Origin of the sequence: Micromonospora sp. NBS 11-29 (genome assembly GCF_002140155.1) — a bacterium.
Taxonomy (GTDB): Bacteria; Actinomycetota; Actinomycetes; order Mycobacteriales; family Micromonosporaceae; genus Micromonospora.
On record NZ_NAPR01000017.1, the window covers coordinates 205,046 to 225,917 of the forward strand.

The following is a 20,872-nucleotide window of genomic DNA, read 5'->3' on the forward strand; positions in this document are numbered from 1 at the left end:
GGCGCTCACCCCCCGGTGGGCGCCGGGTCCTTGTCCAGCCAGTCCAGGATCGCGTCGATCGGCTCCCGCCAACGGGCGTCGAGCATCAGGTCGTGCCCCATGCCGGGGAAGAGCAACGGCGCCGAGGCGTACCGGCGGGCCGCCCGGGTCAGCGCGCTCGCCGGCAGCACCCGGTCGTCGGGGCTGCCCAGCACCAGCACCGGCGGGCGGCCCACGGCCGGCTCCGGCCCCCGGCCGGTGAGTAGCTGCCACTGCGCGCGCCGACCGGCCCGACCCAGCCGGGCCGCGTACCGGCGGGCGTCGGCGTCGGGCAGCTCCCGGCTGAACAACTGCCGCCGGTGCAGCCGCAGGCCGGCGCCGAAGACCGCCGGCAGCGTACCGGCCGGGTTGCGGCGCAGCGCCGCGCCGAACGTCGCCCACCCGCCGAGCACCGGCGCCACCAGCACCGCGGCCCGCGCCGGGTAGCGGGCCATCGCGTGCGTCACCACCCGGGCGCCGGCGCCGTGCCCCACCAGCACCGCCTGCCGCGGCAGGCTCGCCGCCACCTGCGTCACGTCATGGGTGTACGCGCGCAGCGTCGCCTCCGGCACCGGTTCGCTGTCGCCGTGCCCGCGCAGGCTCAGCGCGTACGCCGGGAAACCGCGACCGGCGGCGTGGCCGAGCCAGTGTTCGGCGAACGCCCACGCCCCGTGGCCGAAGCCGGGCACGAACAGCAGCGGCGGCTTCGCCTCCTCCCGCTCGGGCGCGGCGGCCAGCACCTCGCGGCGCGCCGGCCGCTCCGGCCGGGCCCACTCCCAGGTGCGCATCACCCGCACGGCACTCATTTGGTGTCCTCCAGCTCGTGCAGTGCCCGCTGCAACGCGCGCAGGTAGTCGGCGTGCCCGACCTCGAACCAGTGCCGGGTGCTGTCCTTGACCTTCGCCGAGTACCGCTCGCCGAGGCCGGCGCGGACCCGGCGGTCGAACGCGGCGGCCCGCTCCGGGTGGGCGAGGCGCAGGGTGAGCAGCCGGGCGAAGAGCACGCTCTGCCAGTGCGAGATGGTGAAGATGCCGGAGTCGGGCTGCACCAGGCCGACCACGGCCAGCGTCGGATGCCCGGCGGTGAACGCGTTCAACCACAGCCGCGGCCGCCCCGAGCCGTCCTCGTCGCCGAGCACCCGGCCGGTCATGAACTCGAAGCGCGGCAGGTAGCCGGTGGCGAAGACGACCAGCTCCGGGTCGATCCGCCGGCCGTCGGTCAGCTCGACCGTGCGGTCGTGGAACCGGGCCACGTCCGGCACCGGGGTGATCTCGCCGTGCCCGACGTAGTAGACGAGCTGGCTGTTGGCGATCGGGTGCGTCTCGTAGACCCGGTGGTCGGGTTTCGGCAGGCCGAACCGGGTCAGGTCGCCGACGGTCAGCCGCAGCGTCCAGTGGTAGAGCCACTGCCGCACCCGCAGCGGCACCCGCAGCGCCAGCAGCGTGTCGTTGACCTGGTCGGCCGGGCGACCGAGGACGTACTTCGGGGCGTACCAGTAGCCGCGCCGGGTGGAGTGCCAACAGTGCGACGCCTGCTGGGCCGCCTCGACCGCGATGTCGCAGCCGGTGTTGCCGGCGCCCACCACCAGCACCCGCTTGCCGCGCAACTGCGCCGGGTCCTTGTAGGACGAGGCGTGCATGACCTCGCCGCGGAACTCCTCCAGCCCCTCGTAGCGGGGCAGCTTGGGCGACCAGTTGTGCCCGTTGGCCAGCACCACGGCGGCGTACCGGGAGGTGCGTTCCGGGCCGTAGCCGCCGGTGCTGCGGGTGGTCACGTCCCACCGGTCGCCCTCGGCCGGCTCGACCCGGACCACCTCGGTGCCGAACCAGACGTGCTGCCGCAGGTCGAAGTGGTCGGCGTAGCGCTCGAAGTAGGACAGGAGCTGGCTGTGGTGCGGGTAGTCCGGCCAGTCGTCCGGCATCGGGAAGTCCGGGAACTGGGTGAACGGCCGGGACGAGATGAGGTGCGTGCTGGCGTACACCGGGCTGCGGTCATGTCGCCAGTTCCACGCGCCGCCGACGCCGGTCTCGCGCTCGTAGCAGTCGACGCCGAACCCGGCCTCGCGGAGGTTCTTCACGGCGGTCAGACCGCTGGCGCCGGCGCCGACGACGCAGACCGTGTCACCCCGGTCGGAGACCGGACGGTCGTCGCGGCGCGGGGTGGCCGTGGGATCCGGGTCGGGGCGGCCGAGGTCGGTGGAGGAGGACACCGGGACATCTCCTTTGTGCCGCACGCGTGCGGGGTCGGTGCGAAATCCTGCCGAGAATGCCCGCCGTTGTCCAGCCGTCCGGGCCGCCGCCGTGCCCTCGAATGACGTTCCTGACGGTGGGTCACCACCCGCCCCATTCACTGAGCGTGATGGCAGGGCCGCGCGGCAGCCGTACCCGATTTCCGCCCTTTGCTCTGCAGCCACGGACGCAGCGCGGCCGCGAGCTGGGCGACCATCGTGGTCCCCGGCGGGCCGCGGCTGGCCCCAGCGATCACGCCGGGTAGCTGATGCGTATGGGGCTGCAGAGCAAAGGCGCCGACGGGCGGTTGTTCCTCCCGTCGACACCTCACTCTCCGTCAGGGACCGTCGTACGGGTCGACGGTGATCCCGGTGGACCGCCGTGCGCCGACCGCCGACGGCGCCGGTCCGGCCGGCAGCACGGCCCAGCCGGCGGCGAGATCAGGCGGTGGCGGGGTCGGCGGCGGGCAGCAGCAGGTCGACCAGGACCGGGAAGTGGTCGCTGGCCCGGCGGGTGCGCGGCGTGTCCACCACGTCGTAGTCGACCACCGTGATCCGCGGATCGACGAAGAGCGCGTCGATGCGGCGGCGCGGGTCGGCGCAGGAGAACGTGTGCCGGTCGGCCCGGTCCGCGGCCACGGCGGTGTCGGTCAGCCCCTCGGCCACCGCCCGCCAGGCCGGCCCGTCCGGCCCCTCGTTGAGGTCCGCGCCGGCCACCACGGGCAGCGTGGCCGCGGCCAGCTCCCGCCGGAACGCCGCCGCCTGGGCGGGTCGCTCCGCCGGATCGGTGGACAGGTGCGAGCCGGCCAGCAGGAAGTCGACCCCGCCCACCCGGCACTGCGCGTACGCGGCACCGCGCAGGTGCCGGCCGGGAGTCAGCGGATAGCGCTGGCAGTGGGTCGCGGTGACCCGCACCCGCAGGCTGGTCAGCAGTACGTTGCCCAGCGACGGCAGGCCGCCGGCGGCGACCACCAGGCCGAACGAGTCGGCCAGCGTGGCGCACTTCTGCCGCCACCGGAACCGGCGCGGCCCCTCCTGCACGATCACCACGTCCGGTGCGGCCTCGCGCACCACCTCGGCCAGTGCGGCGGTGTCGTCGCGCTGGCTGTGCACGTTGTACGACACCACCCGCAGCGGCACACCCGGGCCCGGCACGTCAGATCCGCCGAGCCAGGTCGGCGGCGCCGATCACGCCGGCGGTGTTGCCCAGCTCGGCCGGGCGCACCTGCGCCACGGGCAGGCGGCTGCGCTGGGCCAACGCGTCGGCGAACGACCGCCGGGTCGGGCCGAGCAGCAGGTCACCGGCGTCGACCACGCCGCCGCCGACCACCAGCACCTGCGGGTCGAGGATCTGCGCCATGTCCGCGAGGCTGGTGCCGAGCCAGCGACCGACCTGGGCGAACGCCTCGGTGGAGACCGGGTCGCCGCCCTTGGCCGCGGCGGTCACCATCGGGCCGGTGATCGCCTCGGCCTCGCCGTCGGCCAGATGCAGCAACGCGGTCGCCCGGTGCGGCTCCTGCCGGGCGGCGGCCCGGGCGAAGCGGACCAGGGCGCTGCCGCTGGCGTACTGCTCGATGCAGCCCAGTCGGCCGCAACCGCACTGGTGGCCGTCCGGCACGGTGAGCATGTGACCCAACTCGGCGGCGATGCCGTGGGCGCCACGGACCAACTCGCCGCCGAGGACGATGCCGCCACCGACGCCGGTGCCGATGGTGAACATGACCATCGAGTCGTCGGCGTCGCGGGCGGCGCCGTAGCGGAACTCCGCCCAGGCGGCCACGTTCCCGTCGTTCTCCACGATCACCGGCAGGCCGGTGGCGTTGCTGACGTAGTCGCGCAGCGGCTCGTCCCGCCAGGCCAGGTTCGGGGCGAAGAGCACGGTGGAGCGGGAGGCGTCGATCCAGCCGGCCGCGCCGATGCCGACGGCCCCGATGGTGCGGCCGGCGACCAGCTCGGTGACCACCTCGATGATGACGTCGCGGGTCTTGGCCACGTCGTCGGCGGGGGTGTTCCGGCGCGTCTGCACGAGTACCGTGCCGGTGTCGTCCACGACACCGGCGGCCACCTTCGTGCCACCGACGTCGACTCCGATGGTCAGCGTCACCGCTGCCACTCCCCTCTGCTGTGCTGCCCGGGCAGCGGCCGAACCGGCCGCGCTGCCGGGATGTCCGGTGGTCAGGCCCCGTCGCCTGGCTCGTCCCGCCCGGCGGCGTCGGTCGCGTCCTCCCCGCGGGTGGCGGTGGACCAGACATCCTGCTCGGGTACCGGCTGAGAATCATGCCCGGTACGGGTCGCCTCGCGCCACACATGATCCCCCGAGCCGGTCGGCGCGGGGCCGTCCGGCTCGGTCGGCGCGTGCGGCTCGGTCGGGGCGAACGCGCGCAGCACGCTGGCCACCCCGGCCGCCAGGTCGCCCGCGCCGGTGGCGAGCCGCTCGGCGAATTCCGGACTCGGGTCGCGCAGAGCGGCGATACCGCGACAGACCGGGCAGACGCAGCATTCCGCCGAACCGGTGGCGAAACCGGCGGGCGACGTCGGCGTGCCCGGACCTCGGCGGCCCGACCCGGCATCGCCCGGCGTGTGACCGAGGACACCCGAGAGGATCCCACCGAGCGGACCCCAGGGACCCGCGCCGGACGACGCGGCGGAGAGCCGCGCGGTGGCCAGCAGCGTGGCGACGAGGCGCTCGGCCTCTTCCCGGGCCGAACCCGGATCAGTGGTGCCCATGGTTCGGCTCCTCTACCCGGCGCTTGAGCTGCTTCAACGCCGCATCCATGATCATTTTTTCGGCCTTGCGGCGGAACATGCCGAGCATCGCCACCGACAGCTCCACCTCCAGCGTGTACGTCACCGTGGTGGTCCCGTCCGGGTTGCCGACCAGGTCGTAGGACCCTCGCTGGGACCGCTGCATCGTCGACGGCGCGACCAGGTGCCACTCGATCCGGGAGATGTCCTCGGCGTACTCGTAGGCCAGCACGTACTCGTCGGTCAGGACGCCCGCGTCCAGGGTGAACCGGACCTGGCTGGCGTAGCCGTCCTCGTACTCCTCGATCACCTCGGCCCGCCGCACCGCCTCGGTCCACTCCGGGTAGCGGGGGAAGTCGCAGATGACCGCCGCCACCCGCTCCGGTGACGCGCCGACGATGATCGACTGGGTGGAGGAGTCCGCCATGTGGGGAGGCTACCCGGCCAGCGGCCGGACCGTGCCGCTCCACCCACCTGGGCGGCCGGGTAGGTTTCGACTGAGCCGACCAGGCCGGCCCGGCGCCGGTGCGAGCACGAGGGAGTGCAGGTGCGCGAGTTCTCCGTTCCGCCGATCGTCACCGTCGGCGACGCGGCCAACCTGACCGACCCGGTCTGGGACAACGCCGAAGTCGCCCCGGACACCGTGCAGTTCGTCCGGCCCGCCGGTGAGGCGGGGTCGACGGCCCGGGCCGAGGTGACCTGCCGGCAGTTCCGCGACGAGGTCGTCGCGCTGGCCCGGGGCCTGGTCGCGGCCGGCGTCTCGCAGGGCGACCGGGTCGGCCTGATGAGCCGCACCCGCTACGAGTGGACGCTGTTCGACTACGCGATCTGGGCCACCGGCGCGGTCACCGTGCCGATCTACGAGACCTCCAGCGCCGAGCAGGCCGCCTGGATCCTCGGCGACTCCGGCGCCGTGGCCGTGGTGGTGGAGGACACCGCGCACGCGACCCTGGTCGCCGGCGTCCGGGACCGGCTGCCCGAGCTGCGCGAGGTCTGGCAGATCGAGCTGGGCGCGGTGGACGAGCTGGTCACCGCCGGCGGGGCGGTCGACCCGGCCGAGGTCGAGGTGCGCCGCTCGATGCTCAAGGCCGACGACCTCGCCACGATCATCTACACCAGCGGCACCACCGGTCGGCCGAAGGGCTGCGTGCTGACCCACCGCAACATCTACGCCGACATCGCCAACGCGGTGCCGGTGCTGCCGAACCTGTTCCGCGAGGGCGCCTCGACCCTGCTCTTCCTGCCGCTGGCACACGCGTTCGCCCGGCTCATCCAGGTCGGCGTGGTCCAGGCCCGGGCCACCATGGCGCACTGCGCGGACACCACCAACCTGGTCGGCGAGTTGCAGGCGTTCAAGCCCACGTTCGTGCTCTCCGTACCCCGGGTCTTCGAGAAGGTCTACAACGGCGCGCGGCAGAAGGCCGAGGTCGACGGGAAGGGCAAGATCTTCGACCGGGCGGAGAAGGTCGCCATCGCCTGGAGCGAGGCGCAGGACCTGCCCGGCGGGCCCGGGCTGGCGCTGCGCGCCCAGCACGCGCTCTTCGACCGGTTGGTCTACGGCAAGCTGCGCGCGGCGCTGGGCGGCCGGTGCCGCGACGCCATCTCCGGCGGCGCGCCGCTCGGCGCCCGGCTCGGCCACTTCTTCCGCGGCGTCGGGGTGACCGTCTCCGAGGGATACGGCCTCACCGAGACCTCGCCGGCCGCCGCCGCCAACCTGCCCACCGGCAGCCGGATCGGCACGGTCGGCCGGCCGCTGCCCGGCGTCACCGTCCGGATCGACGACGACGGCGAGATCCTGATCTCCGGGGACATCGTCTTCCAGGGGTACTGGCACAACGACGAGGCCACCGCCGAGGCGCTCACCACCGACGGCTGGTTCCGCACCGGCGACCTGGGCCGGCTCGACGAGGACGGCTACCTCAGCATCACCGGCCGGAAGAAGGAGATCATCGTGACCGCCGCCGGCAAGAACGTCGCCCCGGCGGTGCTGGAGGACCAGGTGCGGGCGCACCCGCTCATCAGCCAGTGCGTGGTGGTCGGCGACCGCCGGCCGTTCATCGCGGCGCTGGTCACCCTCGACGAGGAGGCGCTGCCGAAGTGGCTGGCCGGGCACGGGCGCCCGGAGACCACCACCGCGGGCGAACTGCGGGACGACGAGGCGCTGCGGGCCGAGGTGCAGACCGCGATCGACCAGGCCAACCAGTTGGTCTCCAAGGCCGAGGCGATCAAGGTGTTCCGGATCCTGCCGCAGGACTTCACCGAGGCGACCGGCGAGCTGACCCCCTCGCTGAAGGTCAAGCGGCAGGTCGTGCAGAAGACGTACGCCACGGAGATCGCGGAGATCTACGAGCGCTGACTACCATCCGTCAGGTGCCCGCCTCCACAACCGGCCAGCCGCAGACGCAGACCCTCGCGGTCGCGGCCCGCGCGGTCCTCCTCGCGCTGGTCGCCGCCCTGACCCTGTTCGCCACCCGGGACGCCACCCAACTCTGGGGCATCCTCCTGCTCGGCGTGGCCGGGCTGCCCGCCGTGCTCGCCCCGCAACATCCGCTGCTCGCCCCGATCAGCCGTTTCGCCGAGGTGGTGGTGCTCGGGCTGACCGCCAGCCAGGTCGCCGCCGACACCCACCTCACCGGCGTCACCGGTGGGCTGGGCGCCTCGGCGGTGCTGCCGTACCTCGCCGTGCCGGTCACCGTGACCGCGCTGCGCCGCCGGTTCTCCGAGGGCGCCGCGCTGCTCGTCGTGGCGGCGGCGACGCTGCTGGCCAGCGCCGCCTTCACCGAGGTGGGCGGCGAGCCGCAGCTCGGCCAGCTCGGCTACCTCGCGGTCTGCGCCCAGTGGCTGATCCTGGCCGGGCTCGGCCTCTACACCGCCGGCACGCTCCAGCGGGTGATGCGGGTCCGCAGCGAGGGCAAACCCCAGCCGTACGCCGAGGCGACCCGCCTGCTCACCCAGCTCCGTACGGTCGCCCGCCAGCTCCCCGGCGCCACGCTCGACCCGGGCGGCATCTCCGAGCACCTGCTGGAGGAGCTGCGGGTGGTGGCGAAGACCGACCGGGGCGCGGTGCTCTCCGCCAGCGGCGGCGGCCGGCTGGTGGTGCTCGCCCAGATCGGCGCGGACCGGGTCGACTGGGAGACCACGCTCGACGCCGACTCGGCCATCGCCGACGCCTGGGCCAGCCAGCAGCCGACCGTCTCGGCCCGCTCGCAGGCCCGCTCCCGGCACACCGGGGAGGTGTCCGCGCTGATCGTGCCGCTGGTGGCCGGCGTGCGCACGGTCGGCCTGGTGGTGATCGAGGCGGACACCGCCGGCGCGTACCCGCCGCCGGTGGTGTCCCGGGTGACGGCGCTGACCGGTCCGGCGGCGCTGCGGTTGGAGGCGGCGCTGCTCTTCGACGAGGTGCGGTCGCTGGCCACCAACGAGGAGCGGCAGCGACTGGCCCGGGAGATCCACGACGGGGTCGCCCAGGAGCTGGTCATGGTCGGGTACGGCATCGACAACGCGCTGGCCACCGTGCACGACGACGCCGAGGAGACCGCCGACTCGCTGCGGACGCTGCGCCAGGAGGTCACCCGGGTGATCCAGGAGCTGCGGCTCAGCCTCTTCGAGCTGCGCAGCGAGGTGGACCGGCACGGTGGGCTGGCCGCCGCCATCGCCGAGTACGCCCGTACCGTCGGCGCCTCCGGCGGCCTACGGGTGCACCTGTCCCTGGACGAGTCCACCGCCCGGCTCCCCGCCGCCACCGAGGCCGAGTTGCTGCGCATCGCCCAGGAGGCGGTGACCAACGCGCGCAAGCACGCCGGGGCGTCGAACCTGTGGGTCACGTGTGAGGTCGATCCCCCGTACGCGCGGATCGAAGTGTCGGATGACGGTCACGGCATCGGTGACCAGCGTCCGGAGGGGCACTATGGTCTTGCGATCATGGCGGAGAGGGCGGAACGTATCCGGGGCCGGTTGGAGATCAGGCCGCGGCAACCCAGCGGCACGACAGTGGCGGTGGTACTCGGTTCGTCGCCTCGGCGCGGTAAGGTGCGCGGCAGCGCCGCAGCAGCAGAAGGGGAGTAACCCGAGGATGACCACTAGCCCGACACCGGCTACCCGGACCAAGGTCCTCCTTGTCGACGATCATGACCTGATCCGCAAGGGGCTGCGGCACGCCTTCGAGCGGGACCGGCAGTTCGAGGTCGTGGGCGAGGCCGCGACGGCCGCGGAGGGCGTGCGCCAGGCCGGCGCGCTCCAGCCGGACGTCGTGATCATGGATCTGCGGCTGCCCGACGGCAGCGGCCTCGAGGCCACCCGCGCGCTGCGCAAGTCCAGCGCGTCGATGGGCATCGTGGTGCTGACCATGTACGCCGGCGACGACCAGCTCTTCGGCGCCCTGGAGGCGGGTGCGAGCGCGTTCGTGCCGAAGACCGCCCCGGCCGACGAGGTGGTGGCCGCCGCCCGGCACGCCGCCTCCTCCCCCAGCGCGTTCACCGCGGCCGACCTGGCCGAGGCGATGAAGCGCCGGCTGGCACCGTCCGGCCCGCAGCTCTCCCCCCGCGAGGGCCAGGTGCTGCGGCTGCTCGCCGACGGCATGAGCGTGGCCGGCATCGCCAAGCAGCTCTTCGTCAGCGAGTCCACCGCCAAGACCCACATCTCGAAGCTCTACGAGAAGCTGGGCGCGGCCAACCGGGCCCAGGCGCTGATGACGGCGCTGCGGTTGGGGCTGCTGGAGGCCCCGGACGCGCCGAAGTTCTGACATCCGTCGCCGCAGAGGCCCCCGTCCGCACCCCGGACGCGGGCCTCTCCGGCATTCCGGGCGCGGGTGACCGCGTACCGTGAGGGGCCGGACGCGCAGCGACGGCCCCCTTTGCACCGCGACGGCGGGCGGGCAGAATACCCGGGTGATCCGCGCGGCGTGGCGCCCGCGCATCGCCGACACCCAAGGGGCAGGGACATGCAGCGGCCGGACTGGGCACCCGAGACCATCGACATCGAGCGCCCGAGCGTGGCCCGCATGTACGACTACTACCTGGGCGGCTCGCACAACTTCGCGGCCGACCGCGCCGCCGCGCGGGCGATGGTGGAGGCGGTGCCGGAGGCCCCGCTGATGGCCCAGGCGAACCGGGCCTTCCTCCGCCGGGCGGTGCACTACCTGACCGCGGCCGGGGTCCGCCAGTTCCTCGACATCGGCTCCGGCATCCCGACCGTGGGCAACGTGCACGAGATCGCCCAGCGGATCGACCCGGAGTCACGGGTGGTCTACGTCGACGTGGACCCGGTGGCGGTGGCGCACAGCCAGGAGATCCTGGCCGGCAACGAACGGGCCGCCGTGGTGCGCGAGGACCTGCGCAACCCGGAGGCGATCCTGCGGCACCCCGAGGTCACCCGGCTGCTCGACTTCACCGAGCCGGTCGCGGTGATGATCGTGGCGGTGCTGCACTTCCTGCCCGACTCCGACCGCCCGGAGGACATCCTCCGGACGCTGCGGGCGGCGCTGGTACCCGGCAGCCACCTGGTGCTCTCCCAGGCCAGCGACGACGGCCGGGCCGGCACCGGCGAGCGGGCCGAGGCGGAGCGGGTCTACCGGCGCACCGACAGCCAGCTCTGGATCCGCAGTCGGGCCGAGCTGACCGCGCTCTTCGCCGGCTTCGACCTCGTCGACCCGGGGGTGGTGTGGGTGCCGCAGTGGCGGCCGGACGCCCCCGACCAGGCGGAGGAGGCCGAACGGGCGGTCTTCATCGGCGGGGTCGGGCGGCTCGGTGGGTGACGACCCGGCCGCCACCGGCCGCACCCGGCCCGGCGCCTTCGCCCGGGCCTGGGCCAAGGCGGTCTCCGGCACCAGCTACCTGCCGATGACCCAGGCCCAGCTGGAGGAGATGCTGCAACGGCTCACCGATCGGCTGGCGCAGGCGCTACGCGCCGACCCGTTCGACCTGCGGATCGGCCAGCAGGTGGGCGCGGAGCTGGTCCGGTCGCACATCGCCTCCGCGGAGGGGCTGGGCCGCACCGTCGAGGTGATCCAGCTCCGCCTGGTGCGCGACCTAGACCTGGTCGTCGACGACGTCGAGGACCGGATGGCCCGGCTGCTCGCCACCGTCGCCACCGGGTACGCCCGCGCCCTGCGCGACCGCACGCTCGACGAGCAGGAGTCCATCCGGCGGGCCGCCATGACGGCCCGGGCGCAGGCCGAACGGGCGCTGCGCGACAGCGAGGCCCGGTTCCGGCACCAGGCCACCCACGACCCGCTCACCGACCTACCGAACCGCACCCTGTTCACCGAGCGGCTGACCGCCGCGATCACCACCCCGGGCCGGGGGGCCGACCGGATCGGCGTCTGCTTCCTCGACCTGGACCGCTTCAAGGTGGTCAACGACTCCCTCGGCCACCAGGTCGGCGACTCGCTGCTGGTGGCGGTGGCGCAGCGGCTGCGTCAGGCGCTCGGCGAGCACCTGGTGGCCCGCCTCGGCGGCGACGAGTTCGTGATCCTGGTGGAACGCACCGCCGGCACCGACGACGCGGTGAAGGTCGCCGAGGCGGCGCTGGACGCGGTGCGCGAGCCGGCGCTCGTCGACGGGCACGAGCTGGCCGTGTCCGCCAGCATCGGCATCGTGGAGCGGCCGGTGGCCGGCACCTCGCCGCTGGAGCTGATGCGCGCCGCGGACAGCACCCTGCACTGGGCGAAGGCCGCCGGCGGGGCCCGCTGGTCGTTGTTCGACGCCGAGCGCAACCGCCGGGAGCTGGCCCGGTACGCGCTCTCCGCGGCCATCCCCACCGCCCTGGACCGCGGCGAGTTCTACCTCGACTACCAGCCGTTGACGTCGCTGCGCGACGGCCGGGTGCTCGGCATGGAGGCGCTGGTCCGCTGGCGGCACCCCGAGCTGGGGGTGCTCCGGCCGGACAGCTTCATCCCGCTGGCCGAGGAGACCGGCCTGATCGTCCGGCTCGGCAGTTGGGTGCTGGCCGAGGCGTGCCGCGAGGCGGGCACCTGGTCGGCGGCCGGCGGTGACGCCCCGTTCGTCAGCGTCAACCTGGCCGTCCGCCAGCTCCACCGGCCCGACCTGGTGCCCGAGGTGCGGGGCGTGCTCGGCCGCACCGGCCTGCCGCCGGAACGGCTGCAACTGGAGATCACCGAGAGCACCATGATGAGCACCGTGGTCGAGCCGGTGCGCGCCCTGCGGGTGCTCGGCGACCTCGGCGTCCGGGTGGCCATCGACGACTTCGGCACCGGCTACTGCAACCTGGCCTACCTGCGGGACCTGCCGGTGAACGAGCTGAAGGTGGCCGGCGAGTTCGTGACCGGCCTGCGGACCCCGACCGGCGAGCCGGGCGGCGGCACCGACGAGCGGATCCTCGCCTCGCTGGTCTCGCTGGCGCACGCCCTCGACCTCACCGTCACCGCCGAGGGGGTGGAGACGGCCGACCAGGCGGACCGGCTGCGCGCCATCGGCTGCGACGCCGGGCAGGGCTGGCACTTCGGCCGCCCCGGCCCCGCCACCGCCCACATGGGGACGTAAGGAAGGGGCCCCGGTTAACGCCTCCGGTATAGGAGGGGCCCCCGCTTAACACCTGGGACCGCGCAGGGGACGCGGCGGCGTGCGCGGGGCGCGGGGCGTCAGCTCGGGGGGCGGCGGGCGTCCGAACCGTCCAGGTAGGCCAGCACGGCCAGCACCCGCCGGTTGTCGTCGCCGGACGGCGGCATCCGCAGCTTGCTGAAGATGTTGTTGATGTGCTTGTCGACAGCCTTCCCGGTGACGAAGAGCCGGGCGGCGATGGCGGCGTTCGACCGGCCCTCGGCCATCAGCCCGAGCACCTCCCGCTCTCGCGCGGTCAGCTCACCCAGCGGCTCGGCGCCGGCCCGGCGGGCCAGCAACTGGGCCACCACCTCCGGGTCCATCACGGTGCCGCCGGCCGCGACCCGGCGCACCGCGTCGACGAACTGATCCACATGCGACACCCGGTCCTTGAGCAGGTAGCCGACTCCACCGCGCCGATCGGCGAGCAGCTCCCGGGCATAGAGCTGCTCGACGTGCTGGGACAGCACGAGCACCGGCAGCCCGGGCAGCTCGGCACGGGCCCGCACGGCCGCCTGCAACCCCTCGTCGGTGAACGTCGGCGGCAGGCGTACGTCGATCACCGCGACGTCCGGCCGATGCGCGGTCAACGCGGGCAGCACCGACGGCCCGTTGTCGACGGCCGCCACCACCTGGCAGTCGAACGCCTCCAGAATCCGGGTCAGCCCGTCCCGGAGGAGGGCGAGATCCTCGGCGATGACAACTCGCACGGCAGCTCCATGCAGATGACGGTGGGCCCGCCGGCCGGACTGGTCACCGTCATCGTGCCATCGAACGCGGCCAGCCGGCGGCCCGTACCCGCCAGTCCGCCGCCCGCCGCCGGCGTCGCGCCACCCCGGCCGTCGTCGCCGACGACCACGGTCAGCCGCCCGGCCGTGTGTCGCAACGTGACCCACGCCCGGGTCGCTCCGCTGTGCTTGCCCACGTTCGCCAGCGCCTCGGCGACCGCGAAGTAGGCCGCCGACTCGACCGGCGCGACCGGCCGGCCCGGCAGGTCGACGGTGACCTCCACCGGCAACGGCACGGCCAACGCCAGCGCCCGTACCGCGCCGGGCAGGCCGCGCTCGGCGAGCACCGGCGGGTGGATGCCGCGGACCAGGCCGCGCAGCTCGGCCAGGGCCTGGCCGCTGGTCTCCCGGGCCTCGGCGAGCAGCCGGCGGACCGCCTCCGGGTCGTCGCCCACCAGCTGCTCGGCCAGGCCGATGCTCATGCTCAACGCGACCAACCGGGCCTGGGCGCCGTCGTGCAGGTCCCGTTCGATGCGGCGCAGCTCGGCGGCCTGCGCGTCCACCGCCTCGGCCCGGGTGACGGTGAGCTGCCGCACCCGCAACGCCAACGCGGCGCCGCGGGTCGGCGGCAGGAAGAAGCCGGCGAACCGTACGTGCAGCCAGACCAGCCAGCGCCCGCTGGCCACGCCGACGGCGAGCAGCAGCGCGCCGATCGGAAAGCAGAGCAGGGCCTGGAAGGTGTTGTCGATCGGCCAGAACGGACCGTAGCCATACCGGACGCCCGCGGTGTGCAGCACCATCGGCAGCCCGACCAGCCCCTCCAGGGCGTACGCCGGCAGGGCGAATGCGACCAGGCAGACCGCGCCGGTGACCGCGCCCGGCAGCAGCCAGGCCAGGTCCCGCCAGGTCGCCGGGTCGGACACCACCCAGCGGAACCGCCGCCAGGTGCCGAACTGGGCCCCGGCCGGCGCGGGGAGGTAGGGCGCGGCCAGCTCCACGCCACCCCAGCGGGCCAGCCGGCGGTGCAGCCCGGTGCAGAGCCGGACCCCAGCGGTGACCACCGGAAAGAGCGCGAACCCGACGCCGAAGGCCGGAATCAGGGCCAGCGCGACCACGGACAGCACGAACAGCGCCACGTGCGTGCCGAGCGACAGCAGCGCGACCAGCAGCCCTTGGGCGACGGTGACCACACCGGGCCGCAGCCAGGTCCGAACAGGTACGCGTGCCGAGGCGTCCACGGTCGTCATTCTCCGACACCCGGGACCTCGGATTCGGTGGTGCTGGCACCACCGCGCCCGTCCCCCGGTCAGCGGGCGGCGCGCTCGACGGTCAGCCGGCGAGCAGGGCGGCCATCCGCTCGGCCTGGGTCTCCCAGCGCCACTCCCGCTCGACCCAGGCCCGGCCGGCGGCGCCGAACTGGCGGGCCAGGTCCCGGTCGGCGAGCAGGGTGGCCACCCGGTCGGCGAGCTGGGCGACGTCACGGCCCCGGACGACGTATCCGGTCTCCCCCTCGCGCACGGCGTCCGGTGCGCCACCGGAGTCGCCGGCCACCACCGGCAGGCCGGTCGCGCTCGCCTCCAGGTAGACGATGCCGAGGCCCTCCACGTCCAGGCCCCGGTTGCGGGTGCGGCAGGGCATCGCGTAGACGTCACCGGCCGCGTAGTGCGCGGGCAACTCGGCCGCGGGCACCGAGCCGGTGAACACCACGTCGCGCTCCACCCCGGTCTGCCGGGCGAGCTTCGCCAGCGTCGCCCGGTGGGGCCCGCCGCCGACCACCAGCAGCGCGGCGTCCGGCACCCGGCGGCGGATCTCGGGCAGCGCCCGGATCAGCGTGTCCTGTCCCTTGCGCGGCACCAGCCGCGACACGCAGACCACCACCGGCCGGTCGGCCAACCCGAGCCGCAGCCGGACCCCTGCACCGTCGACGTCGGGGTGGTAGGTGTCCACGTCGACGCCGGGCGCGAGCCGGCGCAGCTCGGTCAGCCCGTCCAGCACCCGGGCCAACCGGACCCGGGTGTACTCGCCGAGGTAGGTGGTCACGTCCACCCCCCGGCCGATCCGGCGCAGCGCCGACCGGGCGCCGGGCAGCGCGGCCCAGCCGACCTCGTGCCCGTGGGTGAGCGCCACCGCCCGCCGAATCCCGGCCCGCCGGCGCAACCCCGCCGCGAGCAACCCCAGCGGGGCCGCCGCGCCGAACCACACCGTGTCGCAGTCGTACGCCCGGGCCAGCCGGGCCGCCCGCCGGGCCACCAGCGGGGTGGGCAGCAGCACCTTGGTGCGCTCCCGGACCACCTCGAACGGCTGGTCGGCGTCGAACTTCTCCGCCCCCCGCCAGCTCGACGCGTACACCACCACCGAGCCCGGCGGCTGGCGCACCGCGAGGTTGTGCACGAAGGACTGGATGCCGCCGGGGCGCGGCGGGAAGTCGTTGGTGATCAGCAAGGTGCGACTCATCGGCCGGACTCCCTGGCGTAGGCGCGGGCGGCGGCCATCCGCTCCACGGTGGACGGGTGCGACGCCGACCACAGGTATTCCCAGCGCGGCGGATCGGGGTCGGCCAGGTTGACCCCGGCCAGCCGGCGCTGCATCGCCTCGAAGGTCGCCGGGTCGTCGGTGAGCGCCAACGCGTGCGCGTCGGCCCGCGCCTCGACCCGGCGGGAGACCAGCGCCTGCACCGGTGTGGAGAGCAGACCGGCCACCGTGACCAGCGCGATCAGCAGCGGGAACGCGCGGGGTTGGGCGATCGAGTCGACGCCGGCCAGGCGCAGCAACGGCGACCAGGAGCCGACCAGGTAGAGGGCCACCACCGCGGCGGCGGCGCCGAGCGCGCCGATCAGGGTGCCGGTCCACACGTCCCGGTCCTTCGCGTGCCCCAACTCGTGCGCGACCACACTGGTCACCTCCGCCGGCTCCGCCTCGCGCAGCAGGGTGTCGTAGACCACCACCCGCCGGGTCGGCCCGAGCCCGGAGACGTAGGCGTTGACCGCCCGGGTCCGCCGGGACGCGTCGGCGACCAGCACGTCGCGCACCGGGACGCCGTCCCGGGCGGCCATGCTGGTCAGTTCGGTACGCAGCGGGCCCGGCTCCATCGGGGTGAACCGGTTGAACACGGGCTCCACCAGCACCGGCAGCACGAACGACAGGACCATCACCAGGACGGCGGCCCCGGCCGCGCCGAACGCCCACCACCAGCGTGGGGCGAGCCGGACCACCGCGTAGAAGCCCAGCAGGACCAACGCGCCGAGGACCGCGCTGACCGCGTACGACTTGAGCAGGTCGACCGCCCAGCCGCCCCAGCCCTGGGTGTTCAGCCCGTAGCGGACCAGCACGGTGTGCCGCCACGCCGAGAACGGGAGTGTGAGCAGGTCGGCGAGGAGCAGGACGACCAGCCCGCCCAGCACCGCCTGGGCCACCCAGTGCCCGCCGAACGGCCGGCCGGCCGCCTCGACGAGCCGCCCGCCGAGCGGGGTGAGCCCGAGCAGCAGCGCCACCGCCAGCCCGACCACGATCGCGGACCAGCCGGCCGGGCGCAGCGCGCCGTGCAGGGCCCGGCCCCGGGCCACCTGATCGACCGGGAGCACCCGCAACGCCGCGAGCTGGTCGGCCCGGGGCGCCGGTGGCCGGCCCCATGGCACCAGCAACGCCACGGCCACGACCAGCGCGACCGCCAACCCGGCCAGGGTCAGCACCGCCCAGCCGCGCGGGGTCACCGCCGTACCCCGCCGTCGTGGCCCGTCCGCGTCATGCCGATCCTCTCCCGTCGTGACCGCCCATCCTATTGCCCGGCCCGGCCGGGACCGCTCCGGTGCCGACCCGCCCGGCGGCAGGGGCCGCGACGGGCTCAGGCCCCGGCCGGGACCGCTCCGGTGCCGACCTGCCCGGCGGCAGGGGCCGCGACGGGCTCAGGCCACCCGGCGGCGGGCGGCGCGGCGGGGTGCGGGTGCGGGTGCGGGTGCGGCCGTCGGTGTCAGCACCTCCACGTCGAAGCCGGCTCGGGCGAAGACCTCGATCGCGCGGTGCTCGGCCGGACCCAGGTCGGNCCGCGATTGCCGCAGTCGTCGCAGTCGATGAGCATGAACGCCTCCTGACACGGTCGCCGGTGGCGCTCGGGGAAGGGACCACCACCGTCGGTCACCGAAAGGCTAGGCGGCGGGTACGACAGAACCGGACAACGAGGCCGCAGCCACCCCGAAAACGATCATCCAGCCACCACTACGCCGAAGTGGCGCGATCAGACCGCGCTCGACCCCACCACTTCGCCGAAGTGGCGTCGATCAAGCGCGACGCGCGTGAGGTGGCGTCGATCAGGCGCGACGCGCGTCAGGACCGGGACAGGCGGCGCAGCAGGGAGTCGGCGCCGAGCGGGTACGCCCCGTGCCGGCGCACCCCGTCGGCGACCTCGCGGTCGGAGGAGACCACCACCACCGGCCGACCGGCCGGCTCGGCGCGGACCAGCCGGCGGATCAGCTCGTCGGCGGTCTCACCCTTGCGGGAGAAGAGCACCCGCACGCCGCGGGGCGCCGGCGGCAGCCCGTGAATGCGTTCCGCGCCGTCGAAGACGACGGTGACCTCGTCCCCGGTCTGCGCGGCGATCCCGCCCAACCCGGTGATCAGGCGCTTGCGCTGCTGTTCCAGGGACATCTCACCGAAGCCGCGCTTGGTGACGTTGTAACCGTCCACCACCAGGTGCGCCCGGGGCAGGGCGAGGAGCTGGTCGAGGCGGGCCGGATCGTCGGTGTCCCGGGCGCGCGTCGCGGCGCCGGCCGGCGCCGCGCCCGGCTGGTCGGCGAACGCGTCGGCGACGAAGTCGGCCGGCAGCGTGTCCACCGGGTCGAGGGCGAGCTCGCGGCGCAGCCCCACGGCCGCCTGACCGATCGTCTCCAGCAGCAGCCACAACCGCGCGTCGTCGACCGACCGGGCCTCCTTGGCGCTGGCCCGGGCCACCCCGGCGGCTGCCTCCGCCTCGGCCAGCCGGGCCCGGGCGCGGCGCAGCTCGGCGTCCGCGTCGGCCGCCGCGCGGGCCGCCCGGCCCCGTTCGGTGGCCAGCAGCTCGGCGGCCTTGCGCTCCCGGGCCTGGGTCTCCCGCAGGGTACGGGTGAGCTGGCGGGCCTCCTCGCGGAGCTGACCCAGCTCCTCCCGGACCCGGGCCAGTTCGTCGCGGAGTTTCTCGGCCTCGACCCGGGCCACCGCCCGGTCGTGCTCGGCCCGGGTGGCCCGCTGCTCGGCCTCGCGGACCAGCTCGGCCACGACCGCGCTGTCCGCCTCGGCACGCACCGCCTCGCCGCTGGCCTCGATCAGCTCCCGCCAGCCCCGGGGCCGGGCCAGGTAGGCCAGCGCGGCCACCTCGACCGGGTCGGCGGCGGCCGGCGCCGTGCCCTCCACCACCGCCGCGCCGAGATCACCGGCGTCGACCAGCACCCGGGCACTGACCCGCTGGCGGAACAGCGGGTCGGCGGTGAGCTGCGCGGCGATCACCGGGGCGCCGAGCCGGGCACGGCGGTTGGGGGCGAACTTCGCGACCCGTCGCAGCGGCACCGGCACCTCGTCGGCGGGCAGGCCGGGCAGCACCGTGGCGGTGAGCGTGACGATCCGCTGCCGGACCGGCTCGGGGAGCGCGGGCTCGGGCTCCACGGTCGGGAGGTCCTCACCGGTTTCGGGCACGCCGACCACCGGCTCCTCCGCGGAGGAGCGGTCGTCGTGCGGCTCGGTGAGGGGCATGAGGCAAGTCTCCCACCCCGAACGGGCCCACCGCCCGGTGAGTGAGCTGATCTCTCATCGTACCCATCGCGGTGACGGACGGGGCCTGTGTGACCGGAGTGTCGGACCGTGCCGTTACCGTCCGGCGGGTGACGGGAGCGGAGTACGTCCAGGAGGCGCTGGCCGGTCTGGACCGGGCGGCGGGCGGCGGGGTCGACCCCGCGCTGCCGCTCTACGCGACCACCTTCGTGGTGGTCGATCTGGAGACCACCGGCGGCGCGCCGGACGGCGGCGGGATCACCGAGATCGGCGCGGTGAAGGTCCGCGGCGGCGAGGAGCTGGGTGTGCTCGCCACGCTGGTCAACCCGGGCGTGCCGATCCCGCCGTTCATCACCGTGCTGACCGGGATCACCCAGGCCATGCTGCTCCCCGCCCCGCCGATCGAGCAGGTGCTGCCGAGCTTCCTGGAGTTCGTCGCCGATGCCGTGCTGGTCGCCCACAACGCCCCCTACGACGTGGGCTTCCTCAAGGCCGCCTGCGCGAAGCACGGCTACCGCTGGCCCAACCCGCGGGTGCTGGACACCGCCGCGCTGGCCCGCCGGGTGCTCACCCGCGACGAGGTGCCCAACCGCAAGCTGGGCACCCTCGCCGCCTACTTCCGCACCGCCACCCAACCCACCCACCGGGCGCTCGACGACGCCAAGGCCACGGTCGACGTGCTGCACGGGCTGATCGGCCGCCTGGGCGGACACCGGGTCGACACGGTCGGNTCGCCGACGGGCTGCCGAAGGTGCCCGGGGTCTACATCTTCCGGGCCGCCGACGACCGGCCGCTCTACGTCGGCACCTCCCGCGACATCGCCACCCGGGTCCGCAGCTACTTCACCGCCGCCGAGAAGCGGGCCCGCATCTCCGAGATGCTGGCCGCCGCCGAGCGGGTGGAGGCGGTCGAGTGCGCCCACTCGCTGGAGGCCGAGGTACGCGAGCTGCGGCTGATCGCGGCGCACGCGCCGCCGTACAATCGGCGGTCGAAATATCCGGAACGCCAGGTCTGGCTGAAGCTCACCGACGAGGCGTACCCCCGGTTGTCGGTGGTGCGCGACCTCGCGCCCACCGACTCGGCCTACCTCGGTCCGTTCCGGTCCAAGCAGGCCGCCGAGCTGGCCGCCGCCGGCTTCCACGACGCGGTGCCGCTGCGCCAGTGCACGCACCGGCTCTCCCGCCGCACCACCATGCCGGCCTGCGCGCTGGCCGAGCTGGGTCGCTGCCCGGCGCCCTGCGAGCACCGGATCACCCCGGAGGAGTACGAGCACCGCGCCGCCAGCCCGTTCCGCACCGCCACCCGCGACGATCCCGGGCCGGTGGTCGACGCCCTGCTCGCCCGGATCGAGGCGCTCTCCAGCGCCCAGCGCTACGAGGAGGCCGCGGTGGTCCGGGGGCGACTGGTCGCGGTGCTGCGCGCGGCGCTCCGGATGCAGCGCCTGGCCGCGCTGACCGGGATCACCGAGCTGGCCGCCGCCCGACCGGCCGCCCGGGGCGGCTGGGAGCTGGCGCTGGTCCGGCACGGCCGGCTGGCCGGGGCCGGCGTGTCGCCGCCGGGTGTCCATCCGCGACCGACGATCGCGGCGATCCGGGCCACCGCCGAGACGGTGCTGCCCGGGCACGGCCCGGTGCCGGCCGCCACCGCCGAGGAGACCGAACGGATCCTGTCCTGGTTGGAACGACCGGAGACCCGGCTGGTCGAGACGACCGACGGTTGGACGTCGCCGGTCGCCGGCGCGGGCCGCTTCCGCGACCTGCTGACGAAGGCGGAGAACGGCGGATCCCACCAACTCTCGACCGAACGCTCATGACCAAGTGTCCGATCGGACTACGTCGGCTCCCTTAGGCTGTTGAAGGAGT

The 20,872-nt window shown here is 74.6% G+C and carries 15 protein-coding genes and 2 pseudogenes; 6 read left to right on the forward strand and 11 right to left on the reverse strand.

All coding sequences use genetic code 11. The annotated features are described in order from the left end of the window. Positions 1–5 precede the first annotated feature (5 nt). The 6 genes and pseudogenes from B1205_RS21610 to B1205_RS21635 all read right to left on the reverse strand — a co-directional run bounded on the left by B1205_RS21610 (position 6) and on the right by B1205_RS21635 (position 5,417). Entirely contained in the window at positions 6–824 is an 819-nt protein-coding gene (locus tag B1205_RS21610; RefSeq protein ID WP_089157265.1) for an alpha/beta hydrolase, read from the reverse strand. Beyond that, positions 821–2,227: a flavin-containing monooxygenase gene (locus B1205_RS21615; protein WP_089157266.1), complete on the reverse strand. Its 1,407-nt coding sequence runs from the start codon at positions 2,225–2,227 to the stop codon at positions 821–823. Before B1205_RS21615 ends, B1205_RS21610 begins: the two co-directional genes overlap by 4 nt. Positions 2,228–2,686: 459 nt before the next feature. Continuing rightward, positions 2,687–3,400: an endonuclease/exonuclease/phosphatase family protein gene (locus tag B1205_RS21620; protein ID WP_089157267.1), complete on the reverse strand. Its 714-nt coding sequence runs from the start codon at positions 3,398–3,400 to the stop codon at positions 2,687–2,689. A gap of 1 nt (position 3,401) precedes the next feature. Beyond that, complete coding sequence (locus B1205_RS21625) at positions 3,402–4,349, reverse strand: ROK family glucokinase (RefSeq protein WP_089157380.1); 948 nt, start codon at positions 4,347–4,349, stop codon at positions 3,402–3,404. Positions 4,350–4,462: 113 nt separating this feature from the next. Then, a pseudogene (locus tag B1205_RS21630) lies at positions 4,463–4,972 on the reverse strand (hypothetical protein); the annotation flags it as partial. Next, positions 4,959–5,417 carry an SRPBCC family protein gene (locus B1205_RS21635; RefSeq protein WP_089157268.1) on the reverse strand — a complete coding sequence of 153 codons (459 nt, stop codon included), beginning with the start codon at positions 5,415–5,417 and terminating at the stop codon, positions 4,959–4,961. The gene B1205_RS21635 and the pseudogene B1205_RS21630, both read right to left, overlap by 14 nt. Positions 5,418–5,537: 120 nt before the next feature. Here B1205_RS21635 and B1205_RS21640 point away from each other — a divergent pair, with 120 nt between their 5' ends. The 5 genes from B1205_RS21640 to B1205_RS21660 all read left to right on the forward strand — a co-directional run bounded on the left by B1205_RS21640 (position 5,538) and on the right by B1205_RS21660 (position 12,489). Beyond that, positions 5,538–7,346, forward strand: coding sequence for an AMP-dependent synthetase/ligase (locus B1205_RS21640; protein ID WP_089157381.1), 1,809 nt, complete (start codon positions 5,538–5,540; stop codon positions 7,344–7,346). Positions 7,347–7,360: 14 nt separating this feature from the next. Then, entirely contained in the window at positions 7,361–9,055 is a 1,695-nt protein-coding gene (locus tag B1205_RS21645; RefSeq protein WP_089157269.1) for a sensor histidine kinase, read from the forward strand. 7 nt (positions 9,056–9,062) lie between these two features. Next, positions 9,063–9,731 carry a response regulator transcription factor gene (locus B1205_RS21650; protein WP_007072219.1) on the forward strand — a complete coding sequence of 223 codons (669 nt, stop codon included), beginning with the start codon at positions 9,063–9,065 and terminating at the stop codon, positions 9,729–9,731. 198 nt (positions 9,732–9,929) lie between these two features. Then, positions 9,930–10,742 (forward strand): SAM-dependent methyltransferase, encoded by an 813-nt coding sequence (locus B1205_RS21655; protein WP_089157270.1) that lies wholly within the window; start codon positions 9,930–9,932, stop codon positions 10,740–10,742. A gap of 85 nt (positions 10,743–10,827) precedes the next feature. Continuing rightward, complete coding sequence (locus B1205_RS21660; protein WP_254910124.1) at positions 10,828–12,489, forward strand: putative bifunctional diguanylate cyclase/phosphodiesterase; 1,662 nt, start codon at positions 10,828–10,830, stop codon at positions 12,487–12,489. Positions 12,490–12,587: 98 nt separating this feature from the next. Here the strand turns inward: B1205_RS21660 and B1205_RS21665 are convergent, their stop codons facing one another. The 5 genes from B1205_RS21665 to B1205_RS21685 all read right to left on the reverse strand — a co-directional run bounded on the left by B1205_RS21665 (position 12,588) and on the right by B1205_RS21685 (position 18,992). After that, positions 12,588–13,256, reverse strand: a complete 669-nt coding sequence (locus B1205_RS21665; RefSeq protein ID WP_089157272.1) for a response regulator — start codon at positions 13,254–13,256, stop codon at positions 12,588–12,590. Beyond that, complete coding sequence (locus B1205_RS21670) at positions 13,208–14,521, reverse strand: sensor histidine kinase (protein WP_089157273.1); 1,314 nt, start codon at positions 14,519–14,521, stop codon at positions 13,208–13,210. The genes B1205_RS21665 and B1205_RS21670 overlap by 49 nt, the downstream gene beginning before the upstream one ends. An 82-nt stretch (positions 14,522–14,603) precedes the next feature. Next, the gene (locus B1205_RS21675) at positions 14,604–15,728 is read right to left on the reverse strand and encodes a glycosyltransferase family 4 protein (RefSeq protein WP_089157274.1); all 1,125 of its coding nucleotides are present in this window, start codon (positions 15,726–15,728) and stop codon (positions 14,604–14,606) included. Next, positions 15,725–16,984 carry a M48 family metallopeptidase gene (locus B1205_RS21680; protein ID WP_089157275.1) on the reverse strand — a complete coding sequence of 420 codons (1,260 nt, stop codon included), beginning with the start codon at positions 16,982–16,984 and terminating at the stop codon, positions 15,725–15,727. Before B1205_RS21680 ends, B1205_RS21675 begins: the two co-directional genes overlap by 4 nt. Before the next feature lie 610 nt (positions 16,985–17,594). Next, positions 17,595–18,992: an NYN domain-containing protein gene (locus B1205_RS21685; protein ID WP_089157276.1), complete on the reverse strand. Its 1,398-nt coding sequence runs from the start codon at positions 18,990–18,992 to the stop codon at positions 17,595–17,597. A 128-nt stretch (positions 18,993–19,120) separates the two neighbouring features. On the opposite strand from B1205_RS21685, the pseudogene B1205_RS21690 reads away from it, so the two are divergent. Then, a pseudogene (locus B1205_RS21690) lies at positions 19,121–20,823 on the forward strand (DEDD exonuclease domain-containing protein). Positions 20,824–20,872 lie beyond the last annotated feature (49 nt).

What these genes read in the sequence shown, in the direction of transcription:
- B1205_RS21610 (WP_089157265.1), bottom strand. Translation starts at nt 824, where the DNA reads ATGAGTGCCGTGCGGGTGATGCGCACCTGGGAGTGGGCCCGGCCGGAG.
- B1205_RS21635 (WP_089157268.1), bottom strand. Translation starts at nt 5,417, where the DNA reads ATGGCGGACTCCTCCACCCAGTCGATCATCGTCGGCGCGTCACCGGAG.
- B1205_RS21650 (WP_007072219.1), top strand. Translation starts at nt 9,063, where the DNA reads ATGACCACTAGCCCGACACCGGCTACCCGGACCAAGGTCCTCCTTGTC.
- B1205_RS21655 (WP_089157270.1), top strand. Translation starts at nt 9,930, where the DNA reads ATGCAGCGGCCGGACTGGGCACCCGAGACCATCGACATCGAGCGCCCG.
- B1205_RS21660 (WP_254910124.1), top strand. Translation starts at nt 10,828, where the DNA reads ATGACCCAGGCCCAGCTGGAGGAGATGCTGCAACGGCTCACCGATCGG.
- B1205_RS21670 (WP_089157273.1), bottom strand. Translation starts at nt 14,521, where the DNA reads ATGACGACCGTGGACGCCTCGGCACGCGTACCTGTTCGGACCTGGCTG.
- B1205_RS21675 (WP_089157274.1), bottom strand. Translation starts at nt 15,728, where the DNA reads ATGAGTCGCACCTTGCTGATCACCAACGACTTCCCGCCGCGCCCCGGC.
- B1205_RS21685 (WP_089157276.1), bottom strand. Translation starts at nt 18,992, where the DNA reads ATGCCCCTCACCGAGCCGCACGACGACCGCTCCTCCGCGGAGGAGCCG.